Below are 23,925 nucleotides of genomic sequence, written 5' to 3' on the forward strand. Positions count from 1 at the left end.
AGCTATTTTAGACAGACTTTTGCACCATTCACATGTGATTGCAATAAAAGGAGAATCTTACAGATTAAAAGAAAAACTGGATTTGTTTTCAAACGTTTCTAATTCTTAATTCTATTTTTTGTACATTATTATTTTCCATTTTTTGTACACTATGGTATTGACTTTTACACTTCTGAAATAAATAAAATAACCTTCATTAGAAATTTTGACAAGGTAAGCGCACAATATGGTATAAAATGGAACATAACTATTATACTATATTGGATCAGACCATATTCTTATTTAAGTCTTGACGAGCCAAACAGAGAATATTTATTAAAAGAAGATTCGCTTTATCGTGAAAATATCTTAAACATTTCAAACTTAAAGAATCCCCCTAATGGAAATATTTACTTAGATATAATAGATGTATTCAAAGAAATGTTTAAAAATCCTGATAATCCTCATCACAGTTTTCCAGATTTGTCATATGAAGCATTGAAATTGCGGAAAAATAAAAATAAGGAAACAAACATAAATGAGGACGAAGAATTAACCTTGAAAAAAACTGTACAAGAACTTGACGAAAAATATAAAGAAAGTAAATATGAAAAATATACAAAAGAAGACTTTCTTAAAGAAGTTTTTATGGATGAAAGAAAATACAACACTCTTGTAAATTTATTAAAAATGAAAAAAAATCTCATTTTACAAGGTCCACCAGGTGTTGGGAAAACTTTCGTTGCAAAAAGACTTGCTTATTCTATTATTGGAGAAAAGGATACTGAAAGAGTAACAATGATTCAATTTCATCAAAGCTACAGTTACGAAGATTTTATCTTAGGCTATCGCCCAAAAGAAGACGGTTTTGAACTTAAAACAGGACCTTTTTATGAGTTCTGTAAAAAAGCTAGTAATGATCCTAAAAGAGAATACTTTTTCATAATCGATGAAATAAATAGAGGTAATATAAGCAAGATTCTTGGAGAATTACTTATGCTCATAGAAAAAGATAAAAGAGGGGAAGAGATTAAATTACTTTATACGGATGAATTATTTACTGTTCCCGAAAATTTGTATATAATAGGAACGATGAATACAGCAGACAGAAGCATTGCAATAATTGATTACGCATTAAGAAGAAGATTTTCATTCATTGATCTTAAACCTGCTTTTAAATCAGATACTTTTAAAACTAATATTATAGAAAAAAACAGCAATCCTAAATTTAAATCCCTCATTGACAAAATCGAAGAATTGAACGAGGAAATTCGTAAAGAAGACTCTTTAGGCGAAGGATTTCAAATTGGTCATAGCTACTTTTGCTCTAATGGTGAACCTGTAACAAACGAGTGGTTAGAAAATATTGTTGAATATGAAATAATTCCACTTTTAAAAGAATATTGGTACGATAATTCAGAAAAATGTAAAAAGTGGGAAGAAGAACTAAAAGGTGTTATTAAATAATGATTAAGATTCAAAATATTTACTACATGTTGTGTTATGCTTTTGAAGTTTTGAAAAAAGATTCATACAAAAAACTTGAAACTGAGGATTTTGAAAATGCAGCAGATTTATTTGCTGAAATTTTAGCTTTAGGAATTGCTGAACAAATTAAAAAAGGCATTATCAAAGATTATGAAATTAGAATCGAAGAGACAAGTTATCTAAGAGGAAAAATTGATATCTCTTCTTCTATTAAGCAGCAATCAATGTTACGTTCAAAAATGGTTTGTGTCTATGACGAGTTTACTGAAAATACTTATCTGAATCAAATTTTAAAAACAACCATGAACTTGTTGATTCGAAATCCTGATGTTGAAGCAAAACAAAAGCAATCTTTAAAAAAACTGATTTGTTACTTTAACAAAATAGATGAAATAGATCCTTACAAAATACAGTGGTCACGTTTAACTTATCACAGAAACAATGCAACGTATGAGATGTTGCTGAATATCTGTTATTTAATTATCAACGGATTACTGATGACAGAAGAAAAAGGAACCAAAAAGTTGGCAAAATATTTAGACGATCAGCGCATGAGCAAACTTTTTGAGAAATTTGTTCTCAATTATTATCGTAAACATTATCGAGAACTTGATCCCAGTTCCACCATTATCAAGTGGGACACAGATAATGAAGACACAGAATTTTTACCGATGATGAAAACTGACGTCATGCTTAAAGGAAAAGAGAGAATTTTAATTATCGATACAAAATATTATTCTAAAACCATGCAAAAAAATGTATTATACGACGCTCAAACGATTCGATCGAATAACTTGTATCAAATTTACGCTTACGTAAAAAATGCAGATAAAACAAATTCAGGAAACGTAAGTGGTCTACTATTGTATGCCAAAACTGATGAAGATATTGATTTAAATAAAGATTACATCATTGGAGGTAATCGAATAAGCGTGAAAACTTTGGATTTAAATACAAATTTTAGAGAAATAGAAAAGCAATTAAATAAAATAGTAGAAGAATTAGAACTTTTAAAAAATAGGTAATTTCTAAATTGTTGAAAAAGAGTGATGAAAGATACATTGAAAAAATTGGTTAGAACTGTCATTATCTATAGGCAAATATCCTATCTCATCTATTACAAGAACTTTGCATTTTGCAAAATGTTTTAGTCTTGTTTGTAGTCTATTTTCCAATAATGGCTTTTTTAGTTGTGAGATTAAGTCATAGAAATTGATAAAATATGTTGAATATATGTGTTTTGCACATTCTATTACGATTGAAACTGCTAAATGTGTCTTACCTACACTAGGTGTTCCTACAAAAAGTATATTTTCATTGTTCTCCACAAATCTTAAACTTTTTAAATTCAATATCTCTTATAAGGCTGTTTTATCATTCCCTTATTTTTCTCCAAGTTTGTATATGGGTAATTGTTTGATATAATATTAAAGATAAACACCTCTTGAAAGTATTAGAGTAAAAGAGGGGCGAATAAGCATTTTAGGTAGTTTATAGAAACTGAAATCTTTTCTTTCTAATTAGTTTTATAAAATAAAAAATTGTTTGATGAGCAATTATTTAGAAGAGGGGAAATATATAGATGGCAAAAAAAAGCAAGAATAATGTAAATCAAGAAAAGCCTCTTGAGAAGCAGCTTTGGAAGGCTGCCGACAAGCTGCGAAAGAACATTGATGCTGCGGAATACAAACACAAGGACACAAAAGAAAAAGAAAATCCATCGCTTAAAGGAGTCTTGCCCAAGTTATATGCCCGCGGCAACCTCGGCCCAACAAGCCTTGGCGGATTAAACGATGGTTCGTTTTTAAATGATGTCCATAAAGACCTAAAAGCAGTTATGCAGGGAAGGGGGAGGTTAAACTATGCAGGGAAATGAACTTGACGTAAAAACGTTGGAAAACTGGTTATGGGAAGCTGCCTGTAAAATTAGGGGTCCCATCGATGCTCCTAAGTATAAAGATTACATTCTGCCCCTTGTATTTTTAAAAAGGCTCTCGGATGTATTCGATGATGAAATAAATAGACTCTCCCAAAAGTACGGCTCAAGGGAGATTGTTGAACAGTTATTAGCCCAGGACCACAACCTCGTCCGTTTTTATCTCCCTAAAAAGACCAGGTGGGAGGAAATTGCCAAACAGACCACCAATGTTGGAGAATATCTAACCGATGCTGTTCGCACCATCGCCAGAGAAAATTCCAAACTTCAGGGCGTTGTGGATGCAGTAGATTTTAATGCCACTGCTGCAGGACAGAGAATTATCAGCGATGATAGATTAAAAGAGCTCATAGATGTTTTAGGTAGATACCGACTGGGCTTAGATGATGTAGATGCTGACATTTTAGGGCGGGCTTATGAATATCTATTGCGGAAGTTCGCTGAGGGTTCTGGACAAAGCGCCGGAGAATTTTACACCCCCGGAGAAGTTGCTATATTGATGTCTTACATACTGAACCCCGAGCCCGGGGATGAAATATATGATCCCTGCTGTGGCTCGGGAGGTTTACTGATAAAATCTCATTTGCGGTTTAAAGAGAAATATGGAGGGGATTCTTCTCTTGAACCTCTAAAATTTTATGGCCAAGAGATACTACATTCCACATTTGCCATAGCCAAGATGAATACTTTTATTCACGATATGGAAGCTCATATTGCTCTCGGGGATACAATGAATAGGCCTGCATTTTTAACGCCAGAAGGGTCGCTCAGAAAATTCGACCTCGTTACTGCCAACCCGATGTGGAACCAGAATTTTCCTCCCTCTACTTATGAGAATGACCCATACAATCGCTTCATTTTTGGTTATCCTCCTTCCAGCAGTGCAGACTGGGGCTGGATTCAGCATATGTTTGCATCTTTGAATGAAAAAGGTAAAATGGCGGTAGTAATCGATACCGGTGCAGTTTCCCGGGGTAGCGGGAATGTGGGAAAGAATAGGGAAAGGGATATAAGAAAGGAGTTTGTCGAAGGAGATTTTGTAGAAGCTGTTTTATTGCTGCCAGAAAATCTGTTTTATAACACAACCGCACCAGGAGTTATCATAGTAATTAACAAATCTAAGCGAGACGAGAGAAAAGGGCAGATATTGCTCATCAACGCTTCTAAACTGTTTAAAAAAGGTAGACCCAAAAATTACTTCCCCGATGAGAACATAAAGCAAATTTCTGATATATATCTTAACTGGATAGAGGAAGAAGGTATAAGCAAAATCATCACCCGAGAAGAGGCAGCCAGAAATGATTATAACTTGAGTCCTTCTCGCTATGTTGCTCAAAATGGTGAAGATGATACCCTACCTTTAGAAGATGCCATTGTCCAGTTAAAAGAGGCAGAAGAAGAAAGAGCAAAAGCAGATGCCCAACTAAAGGAAATACTAAAAGGGTTGGGGGTGGAGCTTTAATGTATGAGCTAAAGGGAGGCCTACCAGAAGACTTCAAAATGACAGAACTCGGACCACTACCAGAGGAGTGGGAAGTGGTGAAGCTGGGAGATGCCATAGAAGAATTAAAAGAAAAGAATAAAAGTAACGTGGATCTCAAAGTGTTTACTGTTTCAAATATGGAAGGTTTTGTTCTTTCTGATAGGTTTTTTGGAAAGCGAGTTTATAGCAAAGACACGGATAACTACAAAATAGTTCGGCAGGGTTATTTTGCCTATAATCCTTATAGGATCAATGTAGGCTCTATTGGACTGTTCAAGGAAATAATAGGGTTGGTTAGTCCTGCGTATGTGGTTTTTAAAGTCAAAAGAACAGATTGCTTGCATCCTGAATTTCTCTTTAGACTTTTGAAAAGTCCATTTTACATGTCTGAAATACAAAGAATTGCGATGTCTAGAGGAAGCGTGAGAAGAAGTTTATCCTATAGAGATTTATCGGACTTCAAAATTCCTCTTCCTCCTCTTTCTGAGCAGGAAAAAATTGCCGCTGTTCTCTCCGCTGTTCAAGAGGCAAAAGAGAAAACAGAGGCAGTGATAAGAGCCACCAAGGAATTCAAAAAATCGATGATGAGCTACCTCTTCACCTATGGTCCTGTGGCACTACCGGATGCAGAAAATGTACCACTCAAGGAGACAGAAGTAGGTATGATACCGGAGGAGTGGGAAGTGGTAAGGCTGGGAGATGTTGCTAATAAATCATATAGTGGAGGTACTCCCTCTACATCAAAAGAAGAATATTGGAATGGCAGCATACCTTGGACTACATCAGCAATAATCGGAGAAGAGGACGTATTTCTTGATAAATTTCAAAAGACAATTACCAAAAGTGGATTAGAATCTTCTTCAACGAAGATTACACCTAGGAATACTCTTTTAGTTGGAACTCGTGTGGGCGTAGGAAAGGCTGTTATTACTAGATTAGATGTTGCCATAAATCAAGATCTTACGGCTATTGAACTTAACACACAACGCATGTTACCTGTGTTTATAGCATACTTTTTTAAAATAGAAGGTATTCAAAAATGGTTTGAAAACAATAAGCGGGGGGCGACTATCAAAGGAATACCGAGAAAAGATCTGCTGAACATTTTAATTCCTCTTCCTCCTCTCCCCGTTCAACAAAAGATTGCCTCGATTCTATCTGCTATCGACCGGAAGATTGAAGCAGAGGAGGATAAAAAGAAAGCCCTGGAGGACTTGTTTAAGACTCTTTTGCATAACCTTATGACTGCTAAGATAAGAGTCAATAACCTGGAGGTGGGAGCATGAGTTCATTGGGAGGGGAAAGATATGCCGTTCAGAACCCTATCATTAACTATGTAAAAGAGCAATCGGCAGAATATATTTCCGAGGATGGAAACAAAATATTCATAAAGCTGGGATGGGAATATGTCAGCCCTAATGAAGCATTAAGGTTGAGAGGTGGCAAGACGGGTCTCGTATTCAAGGAGATATTCATCAATCAGATGCAAAGACTCAACCCTAGTTTTATGGACCATCTTCTTGCCGAAGAGGTAATTAAAAAGCTGGAAACTGTTCCACCCAACATTGAAGGTAATTTTACCGTCTGGAAATATCTCAAAGGCTTAGGAACGATATTCGTTCCTGGTGAAAAGCGGGAGAGAAACATAAAATTTCTGGATACCGAAGACATAGACCGGAACACTTTTCACGTAACCGATGAGTTCGAATTTACCAACGGGATTAAGACTATCAGGCCGGATATTGTTTTCCTCGTAAACGGTGTCCCTCTTTTGTTCATCGAAACAAAAGCCGCTTATAAGATAGGAGGGATAAGCGAAGCTTTAGAACAGGTGAAAAGATATCACAGAGAATGTCCTGAGCTTCTGGCTGTTCTCCAGGTTTATGCTCTGACTCACATCTTGAAGTATTACTATAGCGGCACCTGGAACACCTCTGAGAAACTCCTCTTTAACTGGAAAGAAGAAGTTAGTGGCGACTTTGAAAGCCTGGTTAAAACATTTTTAGATAGAGAAAGAGTGGTTAAACTTCTTGTGGATTTCCTAATGTTTACCAAGCAGGATGATGAACGCAAAAAAGTTATTTTAAGGCCCCACCAGATGAGAGCAGTTAATAAAATAGTGGAAAGAGCAGAAGATTCAACCAAGAAAAGAGGCCTGATATGGCATACCCAGGGTTCAGGTAAGACATACACGATGATAGTGGCTGCCCAAAAGATAATAGAAAACCCTATTTTTGAGAATCCAACAGTTATTATGCTTGTAGATAGGAATGAGCTGGAAAGTCAGCTCTTTGGAAATCTTGCTGCTCTCGGCATTGAAAATGTGGAGGTTGCAGAGAATAAAAAGCATCTGCAAAATCTGCTTTCTCGAGATAGAAGAGGCTTGATTGTTACAATGATTCATAAATTTGAGGATATGCCTGAAAATATAAATCTTCGAAAGAATATTTTTGTCTTGGTAGACGAGGCACACAGGACTACGGGTGGGAAACTGGGTAATTTTTTGATGGGCGCGATTCCCAATGCCACGTATATTGGTTTCACAGGCACTCCTATTGATAAAACCAGTTATGGTAGAGGAACATTTATCACCTTTGGTAGAGACGACCCACCCAAAGGATACCTCGATAAATACAGTATTGCCGAGTCTATAGAAGATGGTACCACTGTTCCTCTATATTACACCCTTGCCCCTAATGAGCTTCAGGTTGATAAAGAATTGCTGGAAAAAGAATTCCTCGACCTGGCTGAGGCTGAAGGAATGAGCGATATTGAGGAACTAAACAAAGTGCTGGATAAGGCAGTAACCCTCAAAAATATGCTCAAAAATAGAGAAAGAGTTGAAAAAGTCACCAGGTATATCGTTGATCATTATCAGAACTATATTGAGCCTATGGGATATAAAGCCTTTTTGGTTGCTGTAGATAGAGAAGCCTGTGCTCTATACAAAGAAGAACTGGACAAATATTTACCACCCGATTATTCCAAAGTTGTTTACAGTCCCTCTTATAATGACCCACCTGAACTTTCCAGATACCGTATTTCAGAAATTGAAGAGAAAAGGATAAGAAATGCTTTTAGAAAGCCTGATGAGCTACCGAAAATATTGATTGTGACAGAAAAACTGCTTACCGGTTTTGATGCGCCGATTCTCTATTGTATGTATTTGGATAAGCCAATGAGAGACCATGTCCTTTTACAGGCTATCGCAAGAGTAAACAGGCCTTATGAAGATGATGAAGGAAGAAAAAAGTCCTCCGGATTTGTCCTCGACTTTGTCGGTATTTTTGACAACCTTGAAAAAGCTCTGGCTTTTGACTCTCAAGATATCGAGGGAATTGTCCAGGATATTGAGGTTTTAAAGAAGAGATTTGAGGAGGAAATGAAAAAGGCCAGAGAGGAACACCTTACTCTTATCAAAGGAAAAACTCCCGATAAGGCATTTGAAGCAGTGTTGGAACACTTCAGAGATGAAGAGAAGAGAAAGGAATTTTATAAATTCTTCAAAGAGTTATCTGCTATTTATGAGATTATTTCACCGGATGCTTTTTTAAGACCCTATGCAAACGACTATGAAACACTTTCCAGGATGTATAAAAGTCTTATAGAAAACTATGAGCGGGGGATTCCTATAGACAGAGAATTTACTCGAAAGACTGCTATTCTCGTTCAGGAGCATACCGGAAGCGGCGTAATTGGACCTACGCTGGATATCTGTGAAATAGACGAAGAAACTCTGAGAAGAATTGAAAAAAGTAAAGCCTCTGACACAGAAAAGATATTCAACCTGATAAAGAGCATTGCCCTCACGGTTGAAAAAAAAGGAGACCAATCCCCTTATTTGATTTCTATTGCTGAGAAAGCTGAGTTGATAACCAAGCTGTATGAGAGCAGGCAAAAAAATACCCAGGAAACACTTGATGAGCTGAAGAAAATAATTGATGAAATCAACTCTGCTCAGAAGGAACAAGCGGAAAAAGGTATGTCTGTTGATATTTTCACCATTTACTGGATGTTGAAAGAAAAAGGTTTCCGAGACGCTGAGACAATGGCCAATCAAATGAAAGAAGTACTTGAAAAGTATCCCCACTGGCAAAAAAGTGAAAAATACGAAAGAGAAGTCCGGTCTAAACTCTATGAAGTTATATTAAATTTATGCCCGACAGATATTCCCAAAGCCATAGAGGTGGTTCAGAACATAATGGATATACTTAAAGCAGGTGGTACAGAATGATAGCTCCCGAAGAATTTAAAAAAGATGTTTTAATGTTAGCTAAAGAGGTGAGAGTTAACCCCCGAGAAATCCATATTCAGACGATGAAAAGAAAATGGGCTAGTTGCTCAAGTAGAGGTAGATTAACTTTCGATAAATCCTTATTGAATGAACCTAAACAAGTAAGATTCAAAGTGATTTTACATGAACTCCTTCATCTAAAATATCCCAATCACGGCAAAATGTTCAACTCTCTATTAGATACATATCTGCAAGCAAGCATCAACTCAAATAACGGAGGAGAAACTGAGCCTCCAGTTGCTTAGCAAAAATAAGTGCAAGAAATTTGGGAATTAAAATGTTGAGTCTTAAGAACTATTAAGAAAGAGTTGGTAGCAGGGGTCAGCAATTGCGCATCCATTGATTGGACCATAAAAGAGAGTGCCAGAGCCAAGTTAAGAGTAGCGGTAAAAAGGACTTTGAGGAGGTATGATTACCCGCTCGACATGCAAAAGTTAGCTACCGAAACCTTTATCAAGCAGGTAGAAATGATTGTAGATGAGTTAGTTCTGTCTTAGCCAATGGAAAAAGAGTAATAATCATAATCCTCTTTTATTAAATATATATCCTGACTTTGACAGTTATATAAGGGAAAGGCAAAATCCTGTCACTTTCTTCTTCAGGGAGATCGAGTATTTCAAAGAACCGATGGGAGAGTATGGCTGCTCTTTGTAGTTGGACTAAATTCTCATTTATTATGCTAATTGGTTCATAAATCGATGGTACAAAAGAATAAAATGCAATTAAAGTGTCCAAGGAGATATTTCCTCTTATCGCAAATAATCCTCCAATTTCTAGCTTTCCCTAATACTTTTATAACAGACTTTCCATATATTTTCTATTTTAAATTCTGTAAAAAAGAATGATTTTAGATCACTGGATTTTAATCCGTTTTTTATATGAAAGTTTGTGTATGTCACTTCTACTAATTGAGGTTGTTTAATTTGTTGTAGAGACTCTATATTTTGTTTTATCATTTCGAAAGAAGGGTATCCTCCTTAAGACATAAACACCAAAACAAAGACAAAAATGTTAGAAAGTCATGAAGACATTCAAAATAAGATAGATAACTTAGAAAAATATCAAGAAATAAAAATAACCATAGAAAATTATATGAAAGAATTAGAAAAAATAGAACAAGCTATAAAATTGTAAAAATTGAGTATTATTTTCGCTGGTTTTTAACAATTTAAGGATTTGTTTAAGGAATAGAGTTATAAAAGTTTTACTGTAACTGTAAGATGTAGGATTCCTGCACAATAAGAAATTGGGATGAAGTGAATATTTTGTTGGGGGAAAATTCTTTGATTTCGTCAAAAACGATGTATGTTTCTTCGTCATCCCAATATTCTGCACAGTCTTTCTTACATTTTTCTAACAATGTTCTTGTTTTAAAAGCTATATCGCCTATGATTATTTATCCATCTTCACAGAGTAGTTCTTTCAGTTATAAATAAATCTTTTTTAATTTTGTTATAAATAGTATCATTAGAATAAATAAAAGGGTATCATTAGAATAAATAAAAGATTATTTAATTAAATGCAAAAGGAGGATGTTTGAGTGAGAACAAATCGGGATAGATTGGTTATGATTTCTGTACAAGGTACTATTTCTAATCCAGAACATACGGGTAGACATTCTGTTTCTCATAGTGGAGAACCATTTTTGCTGCCTGGAACAGGTGGCATCACATACAACGTTAGAGTTGGGGACTGTGCTTTTGGTTGGGAAGTTGATCATGTGGAGCCTGGAGTTTCTACGTTGTTAGATCAGAAAGATAGAAATTCCCCACAAAATAGAGGTTACCATTTTTATTCATGCGTTGGTAATGAAGCAAAGGTTGTTACAGGGGATGCTAAAGGAGCAAAAGGAATTGTTACTGGGCATCATGGTGGTGCAGAACATATTCTTATTGATTTTTCTGAAGAAGTTTTGGATAAATTAACCCTTGATGATAAATTTTTAATTAAAGGTTTCGGACAAGGTTTGAAATTGTTAGATTATCCTGATGTACATGTGTACAATTTAGATCCGAATCTTTTGGAAAAGATGGGTATAATTGAGAAAAATGGTGAACTACATGTTCCTGTTGTTGCGGTAGTTCCTCCTTTTTTGATGGGATCGGGAATAGGTTCTACAACTATGGGAACAGGGGATTATGATATTATGACAGCTGATTATAATGCTTTAAAAGAGTATGGCTTGACTGAGTTAAGATTTGGGGATTTGGTGTACATACAAGATCATGACAATTCTTATGGTAGATGTTACAGGAAAGGTGCCGCCTCAATCGGTGTGATTATACACAGCGATTGTAAACTAGCAGGACATGGGCCTGGAGTGACGATTTTGATGACATGTGCAAAGAGCATATTAAAGCCGATTATTTCACAAGATGCGAATATAGCAAAAATTCTTAAGATTGGTAGATTTGAAGAGAAGTAAAAAATTATTAATTTTAAATGGAGGTTAATATGTTTTAAATTTCTGACAAGCTTGAAATAGCTCATGATACTTTTAGTGTATGGGTTGAAGCACTTAAGATTGTCGAGAATGCGAAAGTAGGTCAGTTTGTTATTGTAATGGCTTAAAAGGTAGTGTATAATAGAAAATAAAAAATTTCATTTTTATTAAATGGGGGCAGATATATGGAAAAATCGGCACAAATAGGGAGAAAAACCTTCATAACATCTGCTTTAATAATTTTTTCAATTATGATGATTGCGGGGATTTTAACAAAAGTGTTACCTTCGGGAGAGTATCAAAGACAAATAATTGATGGAAGAACCATTATAATTGAAAATTCTTATCAAATTATTGATAAACCTGATTATCCAATTTGGAGATGGTTTAGCGCTCCTATTGAAGTGTTATGGAGTTCTGATGCCGCTCTTGTTATTACGATAATTGTTTTTATATTAGTGGTTTCTGGTTCAATATATGTTTTAAACAGAAATCATGTAATAGAGTATATTATTAAAAAAATTGTAGCAAAATATCACAATCAAAAAACGATTTTGTTATCTTTAATTATTTTGATTTTTATGCTTTTAGGTGCACTAATGGGGATTTTTGAAGAGATTATTCCTTTGGTTCCAATAGTTATTATGTTCTCATATTTTTTAGGTTGGGATGATTTAACAGGTTTGGGAATGAGTCTTTTAGCAACAGGGTTTGGTTTTTCGGCTGCAATAGCAAATCCTTTTAGCTTGGGAATAGCTCAGAGTATTGCAGAAGTTCCTTTGTTTTCAGGAATTGGGTTAAGAATAATTATTTTCCTTACTACGTATATTCTATTACTCCTTTTTATGATTCAATATACTAAAAAACATGAACATAAAGTAGTACCTCAGAAAGATGATATTTTAGATTATAACAAAGATGTATCAAAGGCTTCTAAAGTTTTGATTTTAATTATTTCTATACTTTTTTTGTTAATTCTGATTTCTGGATTTACTGGATTTATGAGTAGTATGATGCTTCCTATAGCTGGGGTATTATTTTTATTAGCTGGATTAATATCTGGTTATGTTATAGAGAAAAACATTATGAAAGTAATCAAAGACTTTTTTAAAGGAATTATTCCAATACTACCAGGTGTTGTTTTAATACTAATGGCAATGTCTGTTAAATTGATTATAACAAATGGGAAGATCTTAGATACAATATTATACAATGTATCGTCTATCATCTCTAATTTTGATCCTGTTGGGGCGATATTTTCTTTATATTTGTTCTTTTTTATTATGAATTTGTTTATAGGATCAGCTTCGGCTAAAGCTTTTTTGACAATGCCAATTATTGCACCTTTGGCAGATTTGGTAGGAATAACTCGGCAAACAGCGGTTCAAGCTTTTGTCTTTGGGGATGGTTTTAGTAATTTATTATACCCTACTAATGCGGTTTTATTGATTGCTTTAGGTATTGCGGGAGTTAGTTATTTAAAATGGTTTAAATTTGTATGGAAAATCCAATTAGTAATGTTTTTAATTTCATTATTCTATTTGTTTATTGCAGTAAAAATAGGTTATGGACCAATTTGATGGAAGGGAAAATCTTGTATAATTATCATTTTGATTATAATAATTGTAGAAAAGAATTTATGAGTTTTAAGGATGATTTATCAAAATACTACTCTTTAGTTTCTAAAGAGTGCTTTCTGGTTGAAGAGGATTGTTATATAGATAGTTTTCGATGTGAAAATCAAACCAATGACAAGATATTGTTGATAACGACTGGTTTACATGGAATAGAAGGATATGCTGGAAATGTGTTTTTGCAAATTTTTGTAAAGGAATTTTTGTCTTTGATAAAACATGATAAAGTTTCTTTATTTTTGATACATTCAATAAATCCTTGGGGGATGAAAAATAAAAGAAGAGTTAATGAAAATAACGTCGATTTGAATAGAAATTTTTTATTTCAAAATAATGATTTGGAAAATGAATCTTATTTAAAAATGAGAAAGTATTTCAAGAAACAAAGACTTGTTAAAACTTCTGATCTGAATTTGGTATTCAGTTTTTTTCAATTATTGCCTTATTTAACTTCTTTGGGAATAAAAGGAATAACTGAAGCTTTAACAAAAGGACAATATATTGATGAAAATAGTGTTTATTATGGTGGTAGACTCGAGCAAAAAGAGACGAAGTACTTAAAAGAAGTTTACGAAAAAATATATAATAGTTATGGGTTTGTCTTACATTTTGATATTCACACGGGGGCAGGGCCAAAAAATAAAATGATAATTGTTAATTCATCTTTTTATAATGATAAAAAGGAGAAATTAGAAAAAGATTTTGAATATTCTCCAATTACAAAAGTAAGCAAAGATTCATTCTATGATATAAGTGGAGATATGATCGATTATATATATAAAAAATATCAAAATGTTTCGAACTTTTATTCAACATGTTTCGAATATGGTACCTTAGGTGAAGGGTTAATAGGTCAATTGAAAAGTTTAAAAACTCTAATTCTTGAGAACCAAGCATTTTATTATGGAACGAAAAATAGTAGGATTCAGTCAAGAATTGATAAATTATTTAAAAAAATGTTTTTTCCAGAAGAGAAAATTTGGAAAGAAAATTTTGAGAATGATTCTAAAAGCGCATTGAGAGGGATTTTAAAGTATTTTGGGTTTATAGTTGAAAACTAATTTAATAAAATTGAGGATCTTAGTAGTGTTTTTATATAATTGAATACATTATTTTAAAGCAAAATACAAGTTTTAGATGAAGTCTAAAAATGTTTAAAATTTCTGTTATGTTGAAATAGTTCGAATACTTTTATTTTATGAGAATACGTAATTGAGAGTGCTTTTAAGCCTTTACATAGTAATAACTCCTTCAAAAATTGTTTGTATTGTATCTAAGTCTTTATTTAAAACGACGAGATTTGCAAAATATCCTGTTTCTATTCTGCCTTTATTAGTTATTCCAAGGTCTATTAAGGCATTATAAGATGATACTTTAGATAATTCTTGAAATGAGCAATTTGTAAATTTTTTAAAATTTTTAACTCCTTCGTTGAATAGTAAAGTACTTCCAGCTATAGTTCCGTCTTTAAGTCTTGCTTCTTTGTTTTTTACTGTTACATCGAGTCCTCCTAAATTATAGTTTCCATCTTCCAAACCAGCAGCTTCCATTGAATCAGTAACTAAAATTATGTTGTTAGCTCCCTTTGTTTTATAAACTAAATTTACAAATTCAGGAGATAAATGAATGCCATCACATATAATTTCTATTTTGAAATTTAAAAGAAAACCTGCTCCTGTGCCACCTATTTCTCTATGGTGTAAAGGAGTTATAGCATTTGGAAAATGGGTAATTCTATTTATTCCTTCTTGAAAAGCTCTTTTGAAAATATTGTATGTAGCAATTGAGTGTCCTAAAGAAATTTTTACATTCTTTTCTTTTAAATAATTAATTACTTCGAAAAAGCCTTCAGCTTCTGGAGCCATGGTAATTAATTTCACTTGTTCTTCAATGATCTCTTCTAACTCTTCAAGCGATGGATTCCTAATAAAGTCAGGGTTTTGAGCTCCTTTCTTTTCTAAATTGAGAAAAGGCCCTTCTAAATGAACTCCTTCTATTGATAAACCTACATTTTTAGTATTTTTTAACACGCTTAAAATTTCTTCTTTTGATGCAGAAACAGTGGTAGGGAAAAAAGATGTTACCCCATATGAGAAATTATTTTTAGCCCAATTTTTAAAATCTTCTGTAGATGCGCTCATTGTGTCTATTTTCTTTTGGGCATGAGTATGGGTATCTACAAAGCCTGGCATAACGATGTAATCATATTTATGATAATCTTTAACTATAACTCGTGAAATTTTTTTATCTTTTATTTCAATATCACCGGTAAATTCACCTTTTATTGGATCAACAATCAAAACTCTGTTTAAATTCATGTTTTTATCCTCCAAGTGTAAAAATTTTAATCAAAGGCTTTTTTCTTTTAAGGTACTCGGTACTTTATATTGAAAAAGGGAGGGGGGCTTCGCCCTGGACCCGTTTTAAATTCAAAAACTTTTTTCAAAATCTTTATTTCTAAAGTCAATGATATTTTTTAAGGTACTCGGTACTTTACACTGAAAAAGGGATGGGGCTTCGCCCTGGACCCTTTTAAAATTCAAAAGCTTTATTTCTAAAGTCAATAATATTTTTTGAGGTAGTCGGTACTTTATACTGAGAAGAAAAGGAGAGGACTTCGCCCTGGACCCTTTTAAAATTAGCGATTTAATTTAGGATCCAAGACGTCTCTTAACCCATCTCCAAGGATATTTACACTTAATACGATAACTGCAATCACCAAACCTGGAAATAATGTTACCCAAGGAGCTACCATAATGAAATTAGTACCTTGACCTACAAGATTTCCTAAGGTTGCTTCAGGTGGTGGAACTCCTAAACCAAGGAATCCTAAAGATGCCTCCGTCAATATGGCTGTGGAAAAGTTCATGGTGAAACTAACTATAAATATTGATAGTATATTGGGAAAAATAACAGAAATCATTATTCCTAAATCACTTTTTCCTAAAGCTCTTGAGGCTTTTACATAATTTGATTCTTTAATAGAAATGGTTGAGCTTCTTATTGTTCTAGCGAAGATTGGAATATATATTATACCTATTGCGATAATTAAATTAATCATATTAGTTCCAAATAATGCTACAATAAACAAAGCTAATACTAACGAAGGAAATGCGAAAAAAGCATCTATTATTCTTGAAATTATTTGATCTATTATACCTCCATAATAACCAGCTAAGATTCCTAAAAAAGTACCTATTATTGAAGCTATAATTATTGAGTTTAAAGCTATTAGCAAGCTATTTTGAATTCCGTAAATACATCTTGAAAAAATGTCTCTACCAAATTGATCTGTACCAAAAATATGTTCGCGAGTTGGAGGATTTAAAATATATTTAGAATTCATTTCGTTTGGAGGAAATGGGGCGAACAGTTTTGGGAAAAAAGATATAAATATAAACAAAAATATTATAAATGCGCTTATTAAATTTAGTTTGTTTTTGCTAAAATTTTTTAAAAATCTTTTCATCTAATTTCCCCTTTATTCCAGATTTACACGTGGATCAACTAACGTGTATATAAAGTCTATTAATAAATTTAAAACAATAATTAAGACCACAATAAATAAGATTATTCCCTGTATTACTGGATAATCTCTTTGGTTAACTGCTTGAAGTAATAGTCTTCCTATCCCAGGTAATGCAAACATATTTTCTATAACAATGCTTCCACCAAATAAAAATCCTAATTGTATTCCTGTAAAAGTAATTACAGGAATTAAAGCATTTCTAAACGCATGCTTAAAAATTACTTCGTCTTTTTTCAAACCTTTTGACAAGGCAACTTTAACGTAATCTTGTGACAAAGTTTCTATCATGCTTGTTCGCGTAATTCTTAGTATTTGAGCTGCTATCATCAAACCAAGAGTAAAAGAAGGAAGTAAAAAAATTTGTATGTTTTTTAAAGGATTTTGTAAAAATGGAACATATCCAAAAATCGAAAAATTTTTAGAATAAGTGGAAACAAGAACTATAAAAATTGTACCAATCCAAAAAGCAGGAGAAGATAGACCAATTAGTCCTAATACTTTTATTGTGCTATCTACAGGAGTATTCTTTTTTGTAGCTGAAACTATACCAAGAGGAATGCCTAAGATTATGCTGAATATTATCGATAACAAAGCTAACTCTAAAGTAACGGGAAGACGCTGCAGTATCATGTCTGCAACATCTTCCCCACTTCTTAATGAAATACCAAGATTTCCACTTAGAACACTTTTGATCCAAATGAAATATTGAGTAAATAAGGGTTTATCTAATCCAAAATCCTCATACATTTTTTGTATTTGTTCTTCAGATAGATAATTTTGTGTTCCAATAATAATATCAACTACATCACCAGGAACAAGTCTAACTAATGTAAAAACAATAATAGTAACGATAAAAATAGTAGGAATAGAGAGTAACAATCTACGTAGAAAATAAGTAAAACTCACCAAATCACCCTTTATTTTTATTTATTTAACCAAGTTTCTCTCAAGAAAATTAAGCTTTCATTTGCCAAAGGTGTAAATCCTTCAACATAGTTTTGACCAGCATAAATTATATTTGGAGAGTATAAAAAAAGAATAGGAGATTCTTTAACTAAAATTTTTTGTAATTGATTATATATTTGAATTCTCTTTGAAACATCTATCTCTGTTCTTCCATCCTGTAAAAGTTTGTCTACTATAGGATTTGAATATAAAAATACATTAGTTGATCCACCAGAATGAAAAGTTCTATAAAATTGGATATCAGGATCTATAGAACCAGAATTAAGGGAAACAAAAGCATCAAAGTCGCTATTTCTCCATTTGCTTATGAAAATTCCCCATTCTACCAAATCAATATTAACTTTAACATTAATTTTTGCTAATTGTGATTGTATTACTTGAGCAATTTTATCAAGACTATATCTATTTGAGACTACTAAATCAAATTCAAAACCATTAGGATACCCATTGTCAGATAGAATTTTTTTAGCTTTTTCTATATTATATTCATATTCTTCAAAACTGCTTGGAGGTAATGCCCAGGGTTTCAAAGTTGGATTTAAAGGTCCTGTTATTGAACCTTCACCAAAAGCTACCATATTAATTATTTCTTCTCTGTTTATAGCTAAGCTTAAAGCACTTCGAATTGATGGATTGGTAAAAGGTTCTCTTGTAGTATTATATCCTAACAAATAATAACTTAAAGATGGTTTTTTAAATGTTTTATAATTATTAGTTGGTAAGCTTCTTAGTGTTAAGGGTTCTTTTACTTCGATTAAATCAACATCTTTATTTCTTAAAGCAGTGGCTCGCGATATTTCTTCAGGAATTATTCGAAAAACTATTTTGTCTAAATAAGGTTGTTCAGAAATAAAGTAATTATTATTTTTATTTAAGGTAATATGGTTTCCTGTCATATATTGATATAAATAAAAAGGACCTGTGCCGTTGGTTTCTAATTGTAGATTGTGTCCTGAGGTTACAAATTTTTTTGAAACAATTGCGCTGTTAACGCTTGCAAAGTTAGGTAGTAAAGAATTAACCATAGGAACTTTTAATTTAAATTGAATTTTGTTTGGCCCTACAATACTTATGCTTTCAACTTCAACATAATAAGTAGCTGCTGGAGATCCTACATCTTTGTCTCTTATCCTTTCAAAAGAAAAGATAATGTCATCTAATGTTAGTTTATCTCCGTTGTGAAAATAAACGTTGTCTCTTATAGTAAATATTATAGTATATGGATCAGGGATCTCATATTTTTCTGCGATATTTGGTACTAAATTCATGTTTTCATCATATTTTAATAGTCCGTCATAAATATTTTCTAAAATTCTAAAAGATGAAAAAGCAGTTACTAAATGAGGATCTAAACCTATAGGTTCCGTTTCAATTCCGATTTGTAAGGTACCACCTGACTTTTGTGAAAAACCAAAAGCTCCAAATAATAGTGTGATCATTAAGATCACAAAAAATACTTTTTTCATACCAACTACCTCCTAATGTAATATTTTTTACTCCTTTTAGAAATTCCAAAATCTTTATTATATGTATATTTTAGCGTTGATTCTTTTAAAAAATATCTCCCCCCTGGGCCCATTTTAAATTCAAAATCTTTTTTCAAGAACTTTATTTCTAAAGTCAATAATATTTTTAGGTACTCGGTACCTTATACTGAAAAAGGGTATGGCTATGCCCTGGACCCATTTTAAATTCAAAACCTCGTTTTTATAAAATCTCTGTTTCTAAAGTGTCTATCTAATCCTTACAATATATGAATTTTTTAATTCTTTTGGTACATGTAGCAAAGAAAAGGGGTAGAGGGCTCCGCCCTGGACCCATTTTAAAATTCAAAACCTCGTTTTTATAAAATCTCTGTTTCTAAAAGTGTCTATCTAATCCTTACAATATATGAATTTTTTAATTCTTTTGGTACATGTAGCAAAGAAAAGGGGTAGAGGGCTCCGTCCTGGACCCATTTTAAAATTCAAAACCTCGTTTTTATAAAATCTCTGTTTCTAAAAGTGTCTATCTAATCCTTACAATATATGAATTTTTTAATTCTTTTGGTACATGTAGCAAAGAAAAGGGGTAGAGGGCTCCGCCCTGGACCCATTTTAAAATTCAAAACCTCGTTTTTATAAAATCTCTGTTTCTAAAGTGTCTATCTAATCCTTACAATATATGATTTTTTTAACTCTTTTGGTACTTGCAACCAAGGAAGCAGAAAGAGGGCTCCGCCCTGGACCCGTTTTAAAATTCAAAATGCTTACTTTCTGAAACGCTTCATTTTTAGAGTCACTATTTTTATTATTAAGAGACGCTTAATTCTCTATCAAGAGCAATTATTCCTGTTCTTACAATTTCTTTTATTCCAAAATCTTTTAATATTTCTATAAAAGCAGTTATTTTGTTTTCATCTCCAGTAACCTCTACTGTAACAGTTTCTATAGAAAAATCTACAATTTTACCTCTAAAGACGTCTACAACTTGAATTACTTGGCTTCTTTGATTTTTATTGCAATTTACTTTTATCAAAGCCATATCTCTTTCTACCATATTTGTTTGATTCAGATCGGTGATTTTTATTACATCAATTAGTTTGTATAACTGTTTTTTTACCTGTTCAATAGTATCGTCATTACCTTCAACTACAATGGTCATTCTTGAAAATTCAGGTTTATCTGTTTCTCCAACATTTAAACTGAGAATATTGAAGTTTCTTCTACTAAATAATCCAGATATTCTTGCTAAAACTGCAGGCTGATTAGATACCGTTACTGATAAAATATGTCTCATAGTTACCTCCTCAATACTCTACTTGTTTTATTAGCGTTTTAAGATCGAGCATTTTTTTCAAAGATCCACCCTCTGGAACCATTGGAAATACGTTTTCATCTTGAGGAATGATAACATCTAATAATACTGGCCCAGAATACTCAAAAATTTTTTTCAAGGAAATGTCTAAATCTTTTGGATCTTTTACTCTCATAGATACAATACCGTATGCTTCAGCAAGTTTTACAAAGTCTGGATTTGTTAGTATTGTAGAAGAATATCTTTCGTTAAAAAATAATTCTTGCCACTGCCTTACCATTCCCAGAGTGCCGTTATTTAAAATAATTATTTTTATAGGGAGATTATTATTTTTAATAGTAGCTAATTCTTGAAGATTCATTTGAAAACTTCCATCACCAGAAATAGTTACGACTAACTTATCTGGATTACCTATTTGTACTCCCACACTTGCGGGTAAACCAAATCCCATAGTTCCAAGTCCACCAGAAGTTATAAAAGTTCTTGGTTTGGTATATTTAAAGTATTGTGCTGCCCACATTTGATGTTGTCCAACTTCCGTTACAATTATGGTATTTTCATTAGTTAGTTCTTTAATTTTTTCAATAAGATATTGCGGTTTTATATTAGACGTATCTTTTTCATAGTATAATGGGTATTTTTTCTTCCAATCTCTTATCGTTTCTAACCATTCATTTCTTTCAATTTGTTTAACTAATGGAATTAATTTTTTTAATACATTTTTTGCATTTCCTACTATAGGAACATTAACTTTTACATTTTTATTTATTTCTGCAGGGTCAATATCTATATGTATAATTTTAGCATTTGGAGCAAAAGTTTCTATTTTTCCTGTTACTCTATCATCAAAACGAACGCCTATACCAATTATTAAATCTGCTTCAGAAATGGCATAATTTGCATATTTTGTACCATGCATACCAAGCATTCCCAAAGATAGTTCGTCATTCTCAGGGAAAGAACCAAGACCCATTAAAGATGTTGTCACAGGGATTTTAGCTTTCTTTGCTAAAGTTGTTAATTCTTCTGAAGCATCGGAATTAATAACTCCTCCACCAGCAAAAATAACAGGTTTGAGAGAATTATTTATTTCTTCAGCTGCTAATTTTATCTGTAAATAATTTCCTTCATAAGTAGGCTGATAACCAGGTAGATCTATTTTCTCAGGGTATATGAAATCTGCATTTGATTTAAGTACATCTACAGGTAAATCTATAAGTACAGGCCCAGGTCTTCCGCTTTTTGCTATGTAAAAAGCTTCTTTGATAACTCGTGCCAAGTCTTTAACATTGGTAACCATATAGTTATGTTTGGTAATAGGTATTGTTATACCTCTAATATCAACTTCTTGAAAAGAATCCGTACCTAAAAGACTTGTAGGAGCTTGACCAGTAAAAGCTACTATTGGGATTGAATCCATATAAGCTGTTGCAAGTCCTGTTACTAAGTTGGTTGCTCCGGGACCAGAGGTAGCAATGCACACTCCCACTTTTCCAGTGCTTCTTGCATAACCATCTGCAGCATGTGCAGCACCTTGTTCATGACGAACTAACACATGACGAATAGGTGCATCAAATAATGCATCATACAAAGGAATAACCTTTCCTCCGGGATAACCAAAAACAACATCGACATTTTCTCTGAGTAAAGATTCAACCAAAATCTTTGCTCCGGAATAAATAGGCATCAAACCACCTCACAAAATTTTTCAATTTTATATTATTCTAAGTAAGCTCCTTTATCTGCAGTTTGAACATGATAACTATAACGTTTTAAATATCCTTCATAATTATTATTTATAGGTTTAAAACTCCTTAGACGATTATTTAATTCTTCTTGAGAAACTTCCAAGTTTAAGGTTTTTTGAGGAATGTTAATTGAGATAATATCTCCATTTTTAATTACTCCAATAGGTCCTCCCAAAGCAGCTTCGGGAGAAACATGACCGATAGATGCTCCTCGAGTCGCACCTGAAAATCTTCCGTCAGTTATTAAAGCAACTTTTTTATCTAAACCCATTCCTGCTAATGCAGAAGTGGCTGCAAGCATTTCTCGCATTCCTGGTCCGCCTTTTGGACCTTCGTATAATATTACAACAACGTCTCCTTCTTTTATTTTTCCTTGGTATATAGCTTTTAGAGCCTCTTCTTCTTTAATAAAAACTTTTGCTGGTCCTTTATGAACCATCATTTCATTTGCTACCGCAACTTGTTTGACAACGGCTCCGTTAGGGGCAATATTTCCTCTTAATACTGCTAATCCGCCATCGTTATGATAAGGTTTGTCTATTGGTCTGATAACTTCATAGTCTATAAACTTAACTAAATCGACAACCTCTCTTAGCGGTTTACCGGATACTGTTAAACATTCCAAATGTAGTAAATTTCTTTTTGAAAGTTCTTTCAATACGGCGGGTATTCCGCCTGCATAATATAAATCCTCAATATGATGTATTCCCGCAGGAGATAAACTACATATATGTGGAGTTTTTGAACTTATTTTATTTATTAACTCCATGTCAAAATCTATGTGAGCCTCATGTGCTATAGCAGGTAAATGTAAAGCGGTGTTTGTAGAACAGCCTAAAGCCATATCCAATGTTAAAGCATTTTCTATAGATTTTTCATTTACTATATCCAAAGGTTTAATACCTTTTTTTACTAACTCTACAATTTTTTTGCCGCTTTCTGTAGCTAAGCGCATTCTGTTAGAAAAAACTGCCGGAATAGTACCATTTCCCGGCAGTGAAAGTCCCAAAGCTTCTGTTAAACAGTTCATTGAATTAGCAGTAAACATTCCAGCACAAGACCCATAGCCTGGGCAAGCCATCATCTCCATGTTATTTAATTCTTCTTGAGTCATCTTTCCAGAGCTTGCAGCTCCTACTGCTTCAAACATATCATGAAGGTCTATTTTTTTACCGTTGTATCTTCCAGCAAGCATTGGTCCACCACTAATTACAATGGTTGGTATATTAACTCTCAAAGCTCCCATTATCATACCTGGAACTATTTTATCGCAATTTGGAATAATAACTAAACCATCAAATTTGTAAGCTTTAACAACGGATTCTATAGAATCAGCAATTAAGTCTCTACTTGGTAAAGAATAGTTCATACCGTTATGCCCCATAGAAATACCGTCACAAATTCCAATAGTTGAAAAAGCTAAAGGAGTTCCTCCTGCAGCGTATACTCCGTTTTTCACATGGTTACAGATTTCATTTAAATGCTTATGACCGGGAATTATATCACTTGCAGAGTTAGCAATTCCAATTATAGGTTTTTCGATTTCATCTTTTGTTAAACCCAAAGCGTAAAATAAAGATCTGTGAGGAGCCTTATCTATTCCTTTTTTTACTTCGTCACTGTTCATTA

21 protein-coding genes and 2 pseudogenes are annotated in these 23,925 nt (G+C 33.1%); 14 read left to right on the top strand and 9 right to left on the bottom strand.

The window, feature by feature from the left end; translation table 11 throughout:
• The 3 genes from X924_RS10250 to mcrC form a co-directional block, all read left to right on the top strand.
• Positions 1 to 109: ATP-binding protein (locus X924_RS10250; protein WP_233186626.1), on the top strand; the 109-nt coding region annotated here is incomplete at its 5' end.
• A 311-nt stretch (positions 110 to 420) separates the two neighbouring features.
• Positions 421 to 1,446 (top strand): AAA family ATPase, encoded by a 1,026-nt coding sequence (locus X924_RS08240; RefSeq protein ID WP_121958439.1) that lies wholly within the window; start codon positions 421 to 423, stop codon positions 1,444 to 1,446.
• Complete coding sequence (gene mcrC, locus X924_RS08245; RefSeq protein ID WP_121958440.1) at positions 1,446 to 2,492, top strand: 5-methylcytosine-specific restriction endonuclease system specificity protein McrC; 1,047 nt, start codon at positions 1,446 to 1,448, stop codon at positions 2,490 to 2,492. The genes X924_RS08240 and mcrC overlap by 1 nt, the downstream gene beginning before the upstream one ends.
• Positions 2,493 to 2,522: 30 nt before the next feature.
• Here mcrC and X924_RS08250 read toward each other — a convergent pair.
• Positions 2,523 to 2,825 (bottom strand): annotated as a pseudogene (locus X924_RS08250) (ATP-binding protein); the annotation flags it as partial.
• A 224-nt stretch (positions 2,826 to 3,049) separates the two neighbouring features.
• Between X924_RS08250 and X924_RS08255 the strand changes: the two are divergent.
• From X924_RS08255 to X924_RS10500, 6 genes and pseudogenes are all read left to right on the top strand, one after another.
• Positions 3,050 to 3,262: pseudogene (locus tag X924_RS08255) on the top strand (hypothetical protein); the annotation flags it as partial.
• 67 nt (positions 3,263 to 3,329) lie between these two features.
• On the top strand, positions 3,330 to 4,865 hold the full coding sequence (locus X924_RS08260; protein ID WP_121958441.1) for a class I SAM-dependent DNA methyltransferase: 1,536 nt from the start codon (positions 3,330 to 3,332) through the stop codon (positions 4,863 to 4,865).
• Positions 4,865 to 6,172, top strand: coding sequence for a restriction endonuclease subunit S (locus tag X924_RS08265; protein WP_121958442.1), 1,308 nt, complete (start codon positions 4,865 to 4,867; stop codon positions 6,170 to 6,172). The genes X924_RS08260 and X924_RS08265 overlap by 1 nt, the downstream gene beginning before the upstream one ends.
• Positions 6,169 to 9,120: a type I restriction endonuclease subunit R gene (locus X924_RS08270; RefSeq protein ID WP_121958443.1), complete on the top strand. Its 2,952-nt coding sequence runs from the start codon at positions 6,169 to 6,171 to the stop codon at positions 9,118 to 9,120. The genes X924_RS08265 and X924_RS08270 overlap by 4 nt, the downstream gene beginning before the upstream one ends.
• Positions 9,117 to 9,425, top strand: a complete 309-nt coding sequence (locus tag X924_RS08275; RefSeq protein WP_121958444.1) for a M48 family metallopeptidase — start codon at positions 9,117 to 9,119, stop codon at positions 9,423 to 9,425. The genes X924_RS08270 and X924_RS08275 overlap by 4 nt, the downstream gene beginning before the upstream one ends.
• Before the next feature lie 51 nt (positions 9,426 to 9,476).
• Positions 9,477 to 9,677 carry a type I restriction enzyme endonuclease domain-containing protein gene (locus X924_RS10500; RefSeq protein ID WP_121958445.1) on the top strand — a complete coding sequence of 67 codons (201 nt, stop codon included), beginning with the start codon at positions 9,477 to 9,479 and terminating at the stop codon, positions 9,675 to 9,677.
• Positions 9,678 to 9,714: 37 nt separating this feature from the next.
• On the opposite strand, the gene X924_RS08285 is transcribed toward X924_RS10500, so the two are convergent.
• Positions 9,715 to 9,915, bottom strand: coding sequence for an ABC transporter ATP-binding protein (locus X924_RS08285; RefSeq protein ID WP_199172683.1), 201 nt, complete (start codon positions 9,913 to 9,915; stop codon positions 9,715 to 9,717).
• A 273-nt stretch (positions 9,916 to 10,188) separates the two neighbouring features.
• On the opposite strand from X924_RS08285, the gene X924_RS10405 reads away from it, so the two are divergent.
• The 5 genes from X924_RS10405 to X924_RS08305 all read left to right on the top strand — a co-directional run bounded on the left by X924_RS10405 (position 10,189) and on the right by X924_RS08305 (position 14,318).
• Positions 10,189 to 10,314 carry a hypothetical protein gene (locus X924_RS10405; protein WP_255398043.1) on the top strand — a complete coding sequence of 42 codons (126 nt, stop codon included), beginning with the start codon at positions 10,189 to 10,191 and terminating at the stop codon, positions 10,312 to 10,314.
• 149 nt (positions 10,315 to 10,463) lie between these two features.
• Positions 10,464 to 10,616 carry a hypothetical protein gene (locus X924_RS10175; protein ID WP_158245356.1) on the top strand — a complete coding sequence of 51 codons (153 nt, stop codon included), beginning with the start codon at positions 10,464 to 10,466 and terminating at the stop codon, positions 10,614 to 10,616.
• Positions 10,617 to 10,720: 104 nt separating this feature from the next.
• Positions 10,721 to 11,605 carry a DUF4438 domain-containing protein gene (locus tag X924_RS08295; RefSeq protein ID WP_199172684.1) on the top strand — a complete coding sequence of 295 codons (885 nt, stop codon included), beginning with the start codon at positions 10,721 to 10,723 and terminating at the stop codon, positions 11,603 to 11,605.
• A gap of 203 nt (positions 11,606 to 11,808) precedes the next feature.
• Complete coding sequence (locus X924_RS08300) at positions 11,809 to 13,203, top strand: YfcC family protein (protein WP_121958447.1); 1,395 nt, start codon at positions 11,809 to 11,811, stop codon at positions 13,201 to 13,203.
• Positions 13,204 to 13,217: 14 nt separating this feature from the next.
• Complete coding sequence (locus X924_RS08305; RefSeq protein ID WP_158245357.1) at positions 13,218 to 14,318, top strand: M14 family metallopeptidase; 1,101 nt, start codon at positions 13,218 to 13,220, stop codon at positions 14,316 to 14,318.
• A 171-nt stretch (positions 14,319 to 14,489) separates the two neighbouring features.
• Here X924_RS08305 and nagA read toward each other — a convergent pair whose 3' ends face one another.
• The 7 genes from nagA to ilvD all read right to left on the bottom strand — a co-directional run bounded on the left by nagA (position 14,490) and on the right by ilvD (position 23,923).
• The gene (nagA, locus tag X924_RS08310) at positions 14,490 to 15,575 is read right to left on the bottom strand and encodes an N-acetylglucosamine-6-phosphate deacetylase (protein WP_121958449.1); all 1,086 of its coding nucleotides are present in this window, start codon (positions 15,573 to 15,575) and stop codon (positions 14,490 to 14,492) included.
• Between the two features lie 320 nt (positions 15,576 to 15,895).
• Complete coding sequence (locus tag X924_RS08315) at positions 15,896 to 16,726, bottom strand: ABC transporter permease (RefSeq protein ID WP_121958437.1); 831 nt, start codon at positions 16,724 to 16,726, stop codon at positions 15,896 to 15,898.
• Between the two features lie 12 nt (positions 16,727 to 16,738).
• The gene (locus X924_RS08320) at positions 16,739 to 17,692 is read right to left on the bottom strand and encodes an ABC transporter permease (protein ID WP_121958438.1); all 954 of its coding nucleotides are present in this window, start codon (positions 17,690 to 17,692) and stop codon (positions 16,739 to 16,741) included.
• 17 nt (positions 17,693 to 17,709) lie between these two features.
• Entirely contained in the window at positions 17,710 to 19,218 is a 1,509-nt protein-coding gene (locus tag X924_RS08325) for an ABC transporter substrate-binding protein (RefSeq protein WP_199172685.1), read from the bottom strand.
• An 826-nt stretch (positions 19,219 to 20,044) separates the two neighbouring features.
• On the bottom strand, positions 20,045 to 20,530 hold the full coding sequence (gene ilvN / locus X924_RS08330; RefSeq protein WP_121958450.1) for an acetolactate synthase small subunit: 486 nt from the start codon (positions 20,528 to 20,530) through the stop codon (positions 20,045 to 20,047).
• A 10-nt stretch (positions 20,531 to 20,540) separates the two neighbouring features.
• A complete protein-coding gene (gene ilvB / locus X924_RS08335) occupies positions 20,541 to 22,235 on the bottom strand; it encodes a biosynthetic-type acetolactate synthase large subunit (RefSeq protein WP_121958451.1) in 1,695 nt (564 codons plus the stop codon).
• A 32-nt stretch (positions 22,236 to 22,267) separates the two neighbouring features.
• A complete protein-coding gene (ilvD, locus tag X924_RS08340; protein ID WP_121958452.1) occupies positions 22,268 to 23,923 on the bottom strand; it encodes a dihydroxy-acid dehydratase in 1,656 nt (551 codons plus the stop codon).
• Between the last annotated feature and the right edge of the window lie 2 nt (positions 23,924 to 23,925).

Origin of the sequence: Petrotoga sp. 9PWA.NaAc.5.4, from assembly GCF_002895485.1 — a bacterium.
In the GTDB taxonomy this organism is placed as follows: Bacteria; Thermotogota; Thermotogae; order Petrotogales; family Petrotogaceae; genus AZRK01.

Coding starts and splice junctions, on each gene's coding strand:
- X924_RS08240 (WP_121958439.1), top strand. CDS start 421: ATGTTTAAAAATCCTGATAATCCTCATCACAGTTTTCCAGATTTGTCA.
- mcrC (WP_121958440.1), top strand. CDS start 1,446: ATGATTAAGATTCAAAATATTTACTACATGTTGTGTTATGCTTTTGAA.
- X924_RS08260 (WP_121958441.1), top strand. CDS start 3,330: ATGCAGGGAAATGAACTTGACGTAAAAACGTTGGAAAACTGGTTATGG.
- X924_RS08265 (WP_121958442.1), top strand. CDS start 4,865: ATGTATGAGCTAAAGGGAGGCCTACCAGAAGACTTCAAAATGACAGAA.
- X924_RS08270 (WP_121958443.1), top strand. CDS start 6,169: ATGAGTTCATTGGGAGGGGAAAGATATGCCGTTCAGAACCCTATCATT.
- X924_RS08275 (WP_121958444.1), top strand. CDS start 9,117: ATGATAGCTCCCGAAGAATTTAAAAAAGATGTTTTAATGTTAGCTAAA.
- X924_RS10405 (WP_255398043.1), top strand. CDS start 10,189: ATGTTAGAAAGTCATGAAGACATTCAAAATAAGATAGATAACTTAGAA.
- X924_RS08300 (WP_121958447.1), top strand. CDS start 11,809: ATGGAAAAATCGGCACAAATAGGGAGAAAAACCTTCATAACATCTGCT.
- nagA (WP_121958449.1), bottom strand. CDS start 15,575: ATGAATTTAAACAGAGTTTTGATTGTTGATCCAATAAAAGGTGAATTT.
- X924_RS08315 (WP_121958437.1), bottom strand. CDS start 16,726: ATGAAAAGATTTTTAAAAAATTTTAGCAAAAACAAACTAAATTTAATA.
- X924_RS08325 (WP_199172685.1), bottom strand. CDS start 19,218: ATGAAAAAAGTATTTTTTGTGATCTTAATGATCACACTATTATTTGGA.
- ilvN (WP_121958450.1), bottom strand. CDS start 20,530: ATGAGACATATTTTATCAGTAACGGTATCTAATCAGCCTGCAGTTTTA.
- ilvB (WP_121958451.1), bottom strand. CDS start 22,235: ATGCCTATTTATTCCGGAGCAAAGATTTTGGTTGAATCTTTACTCAGA.
- ilvD (WP_121958452.1), bottom strand. CDS start 23,923: ATGAACAGTGACGAAGTAAAAAAAGGAATAGATAAGGCTCCTCACAGA.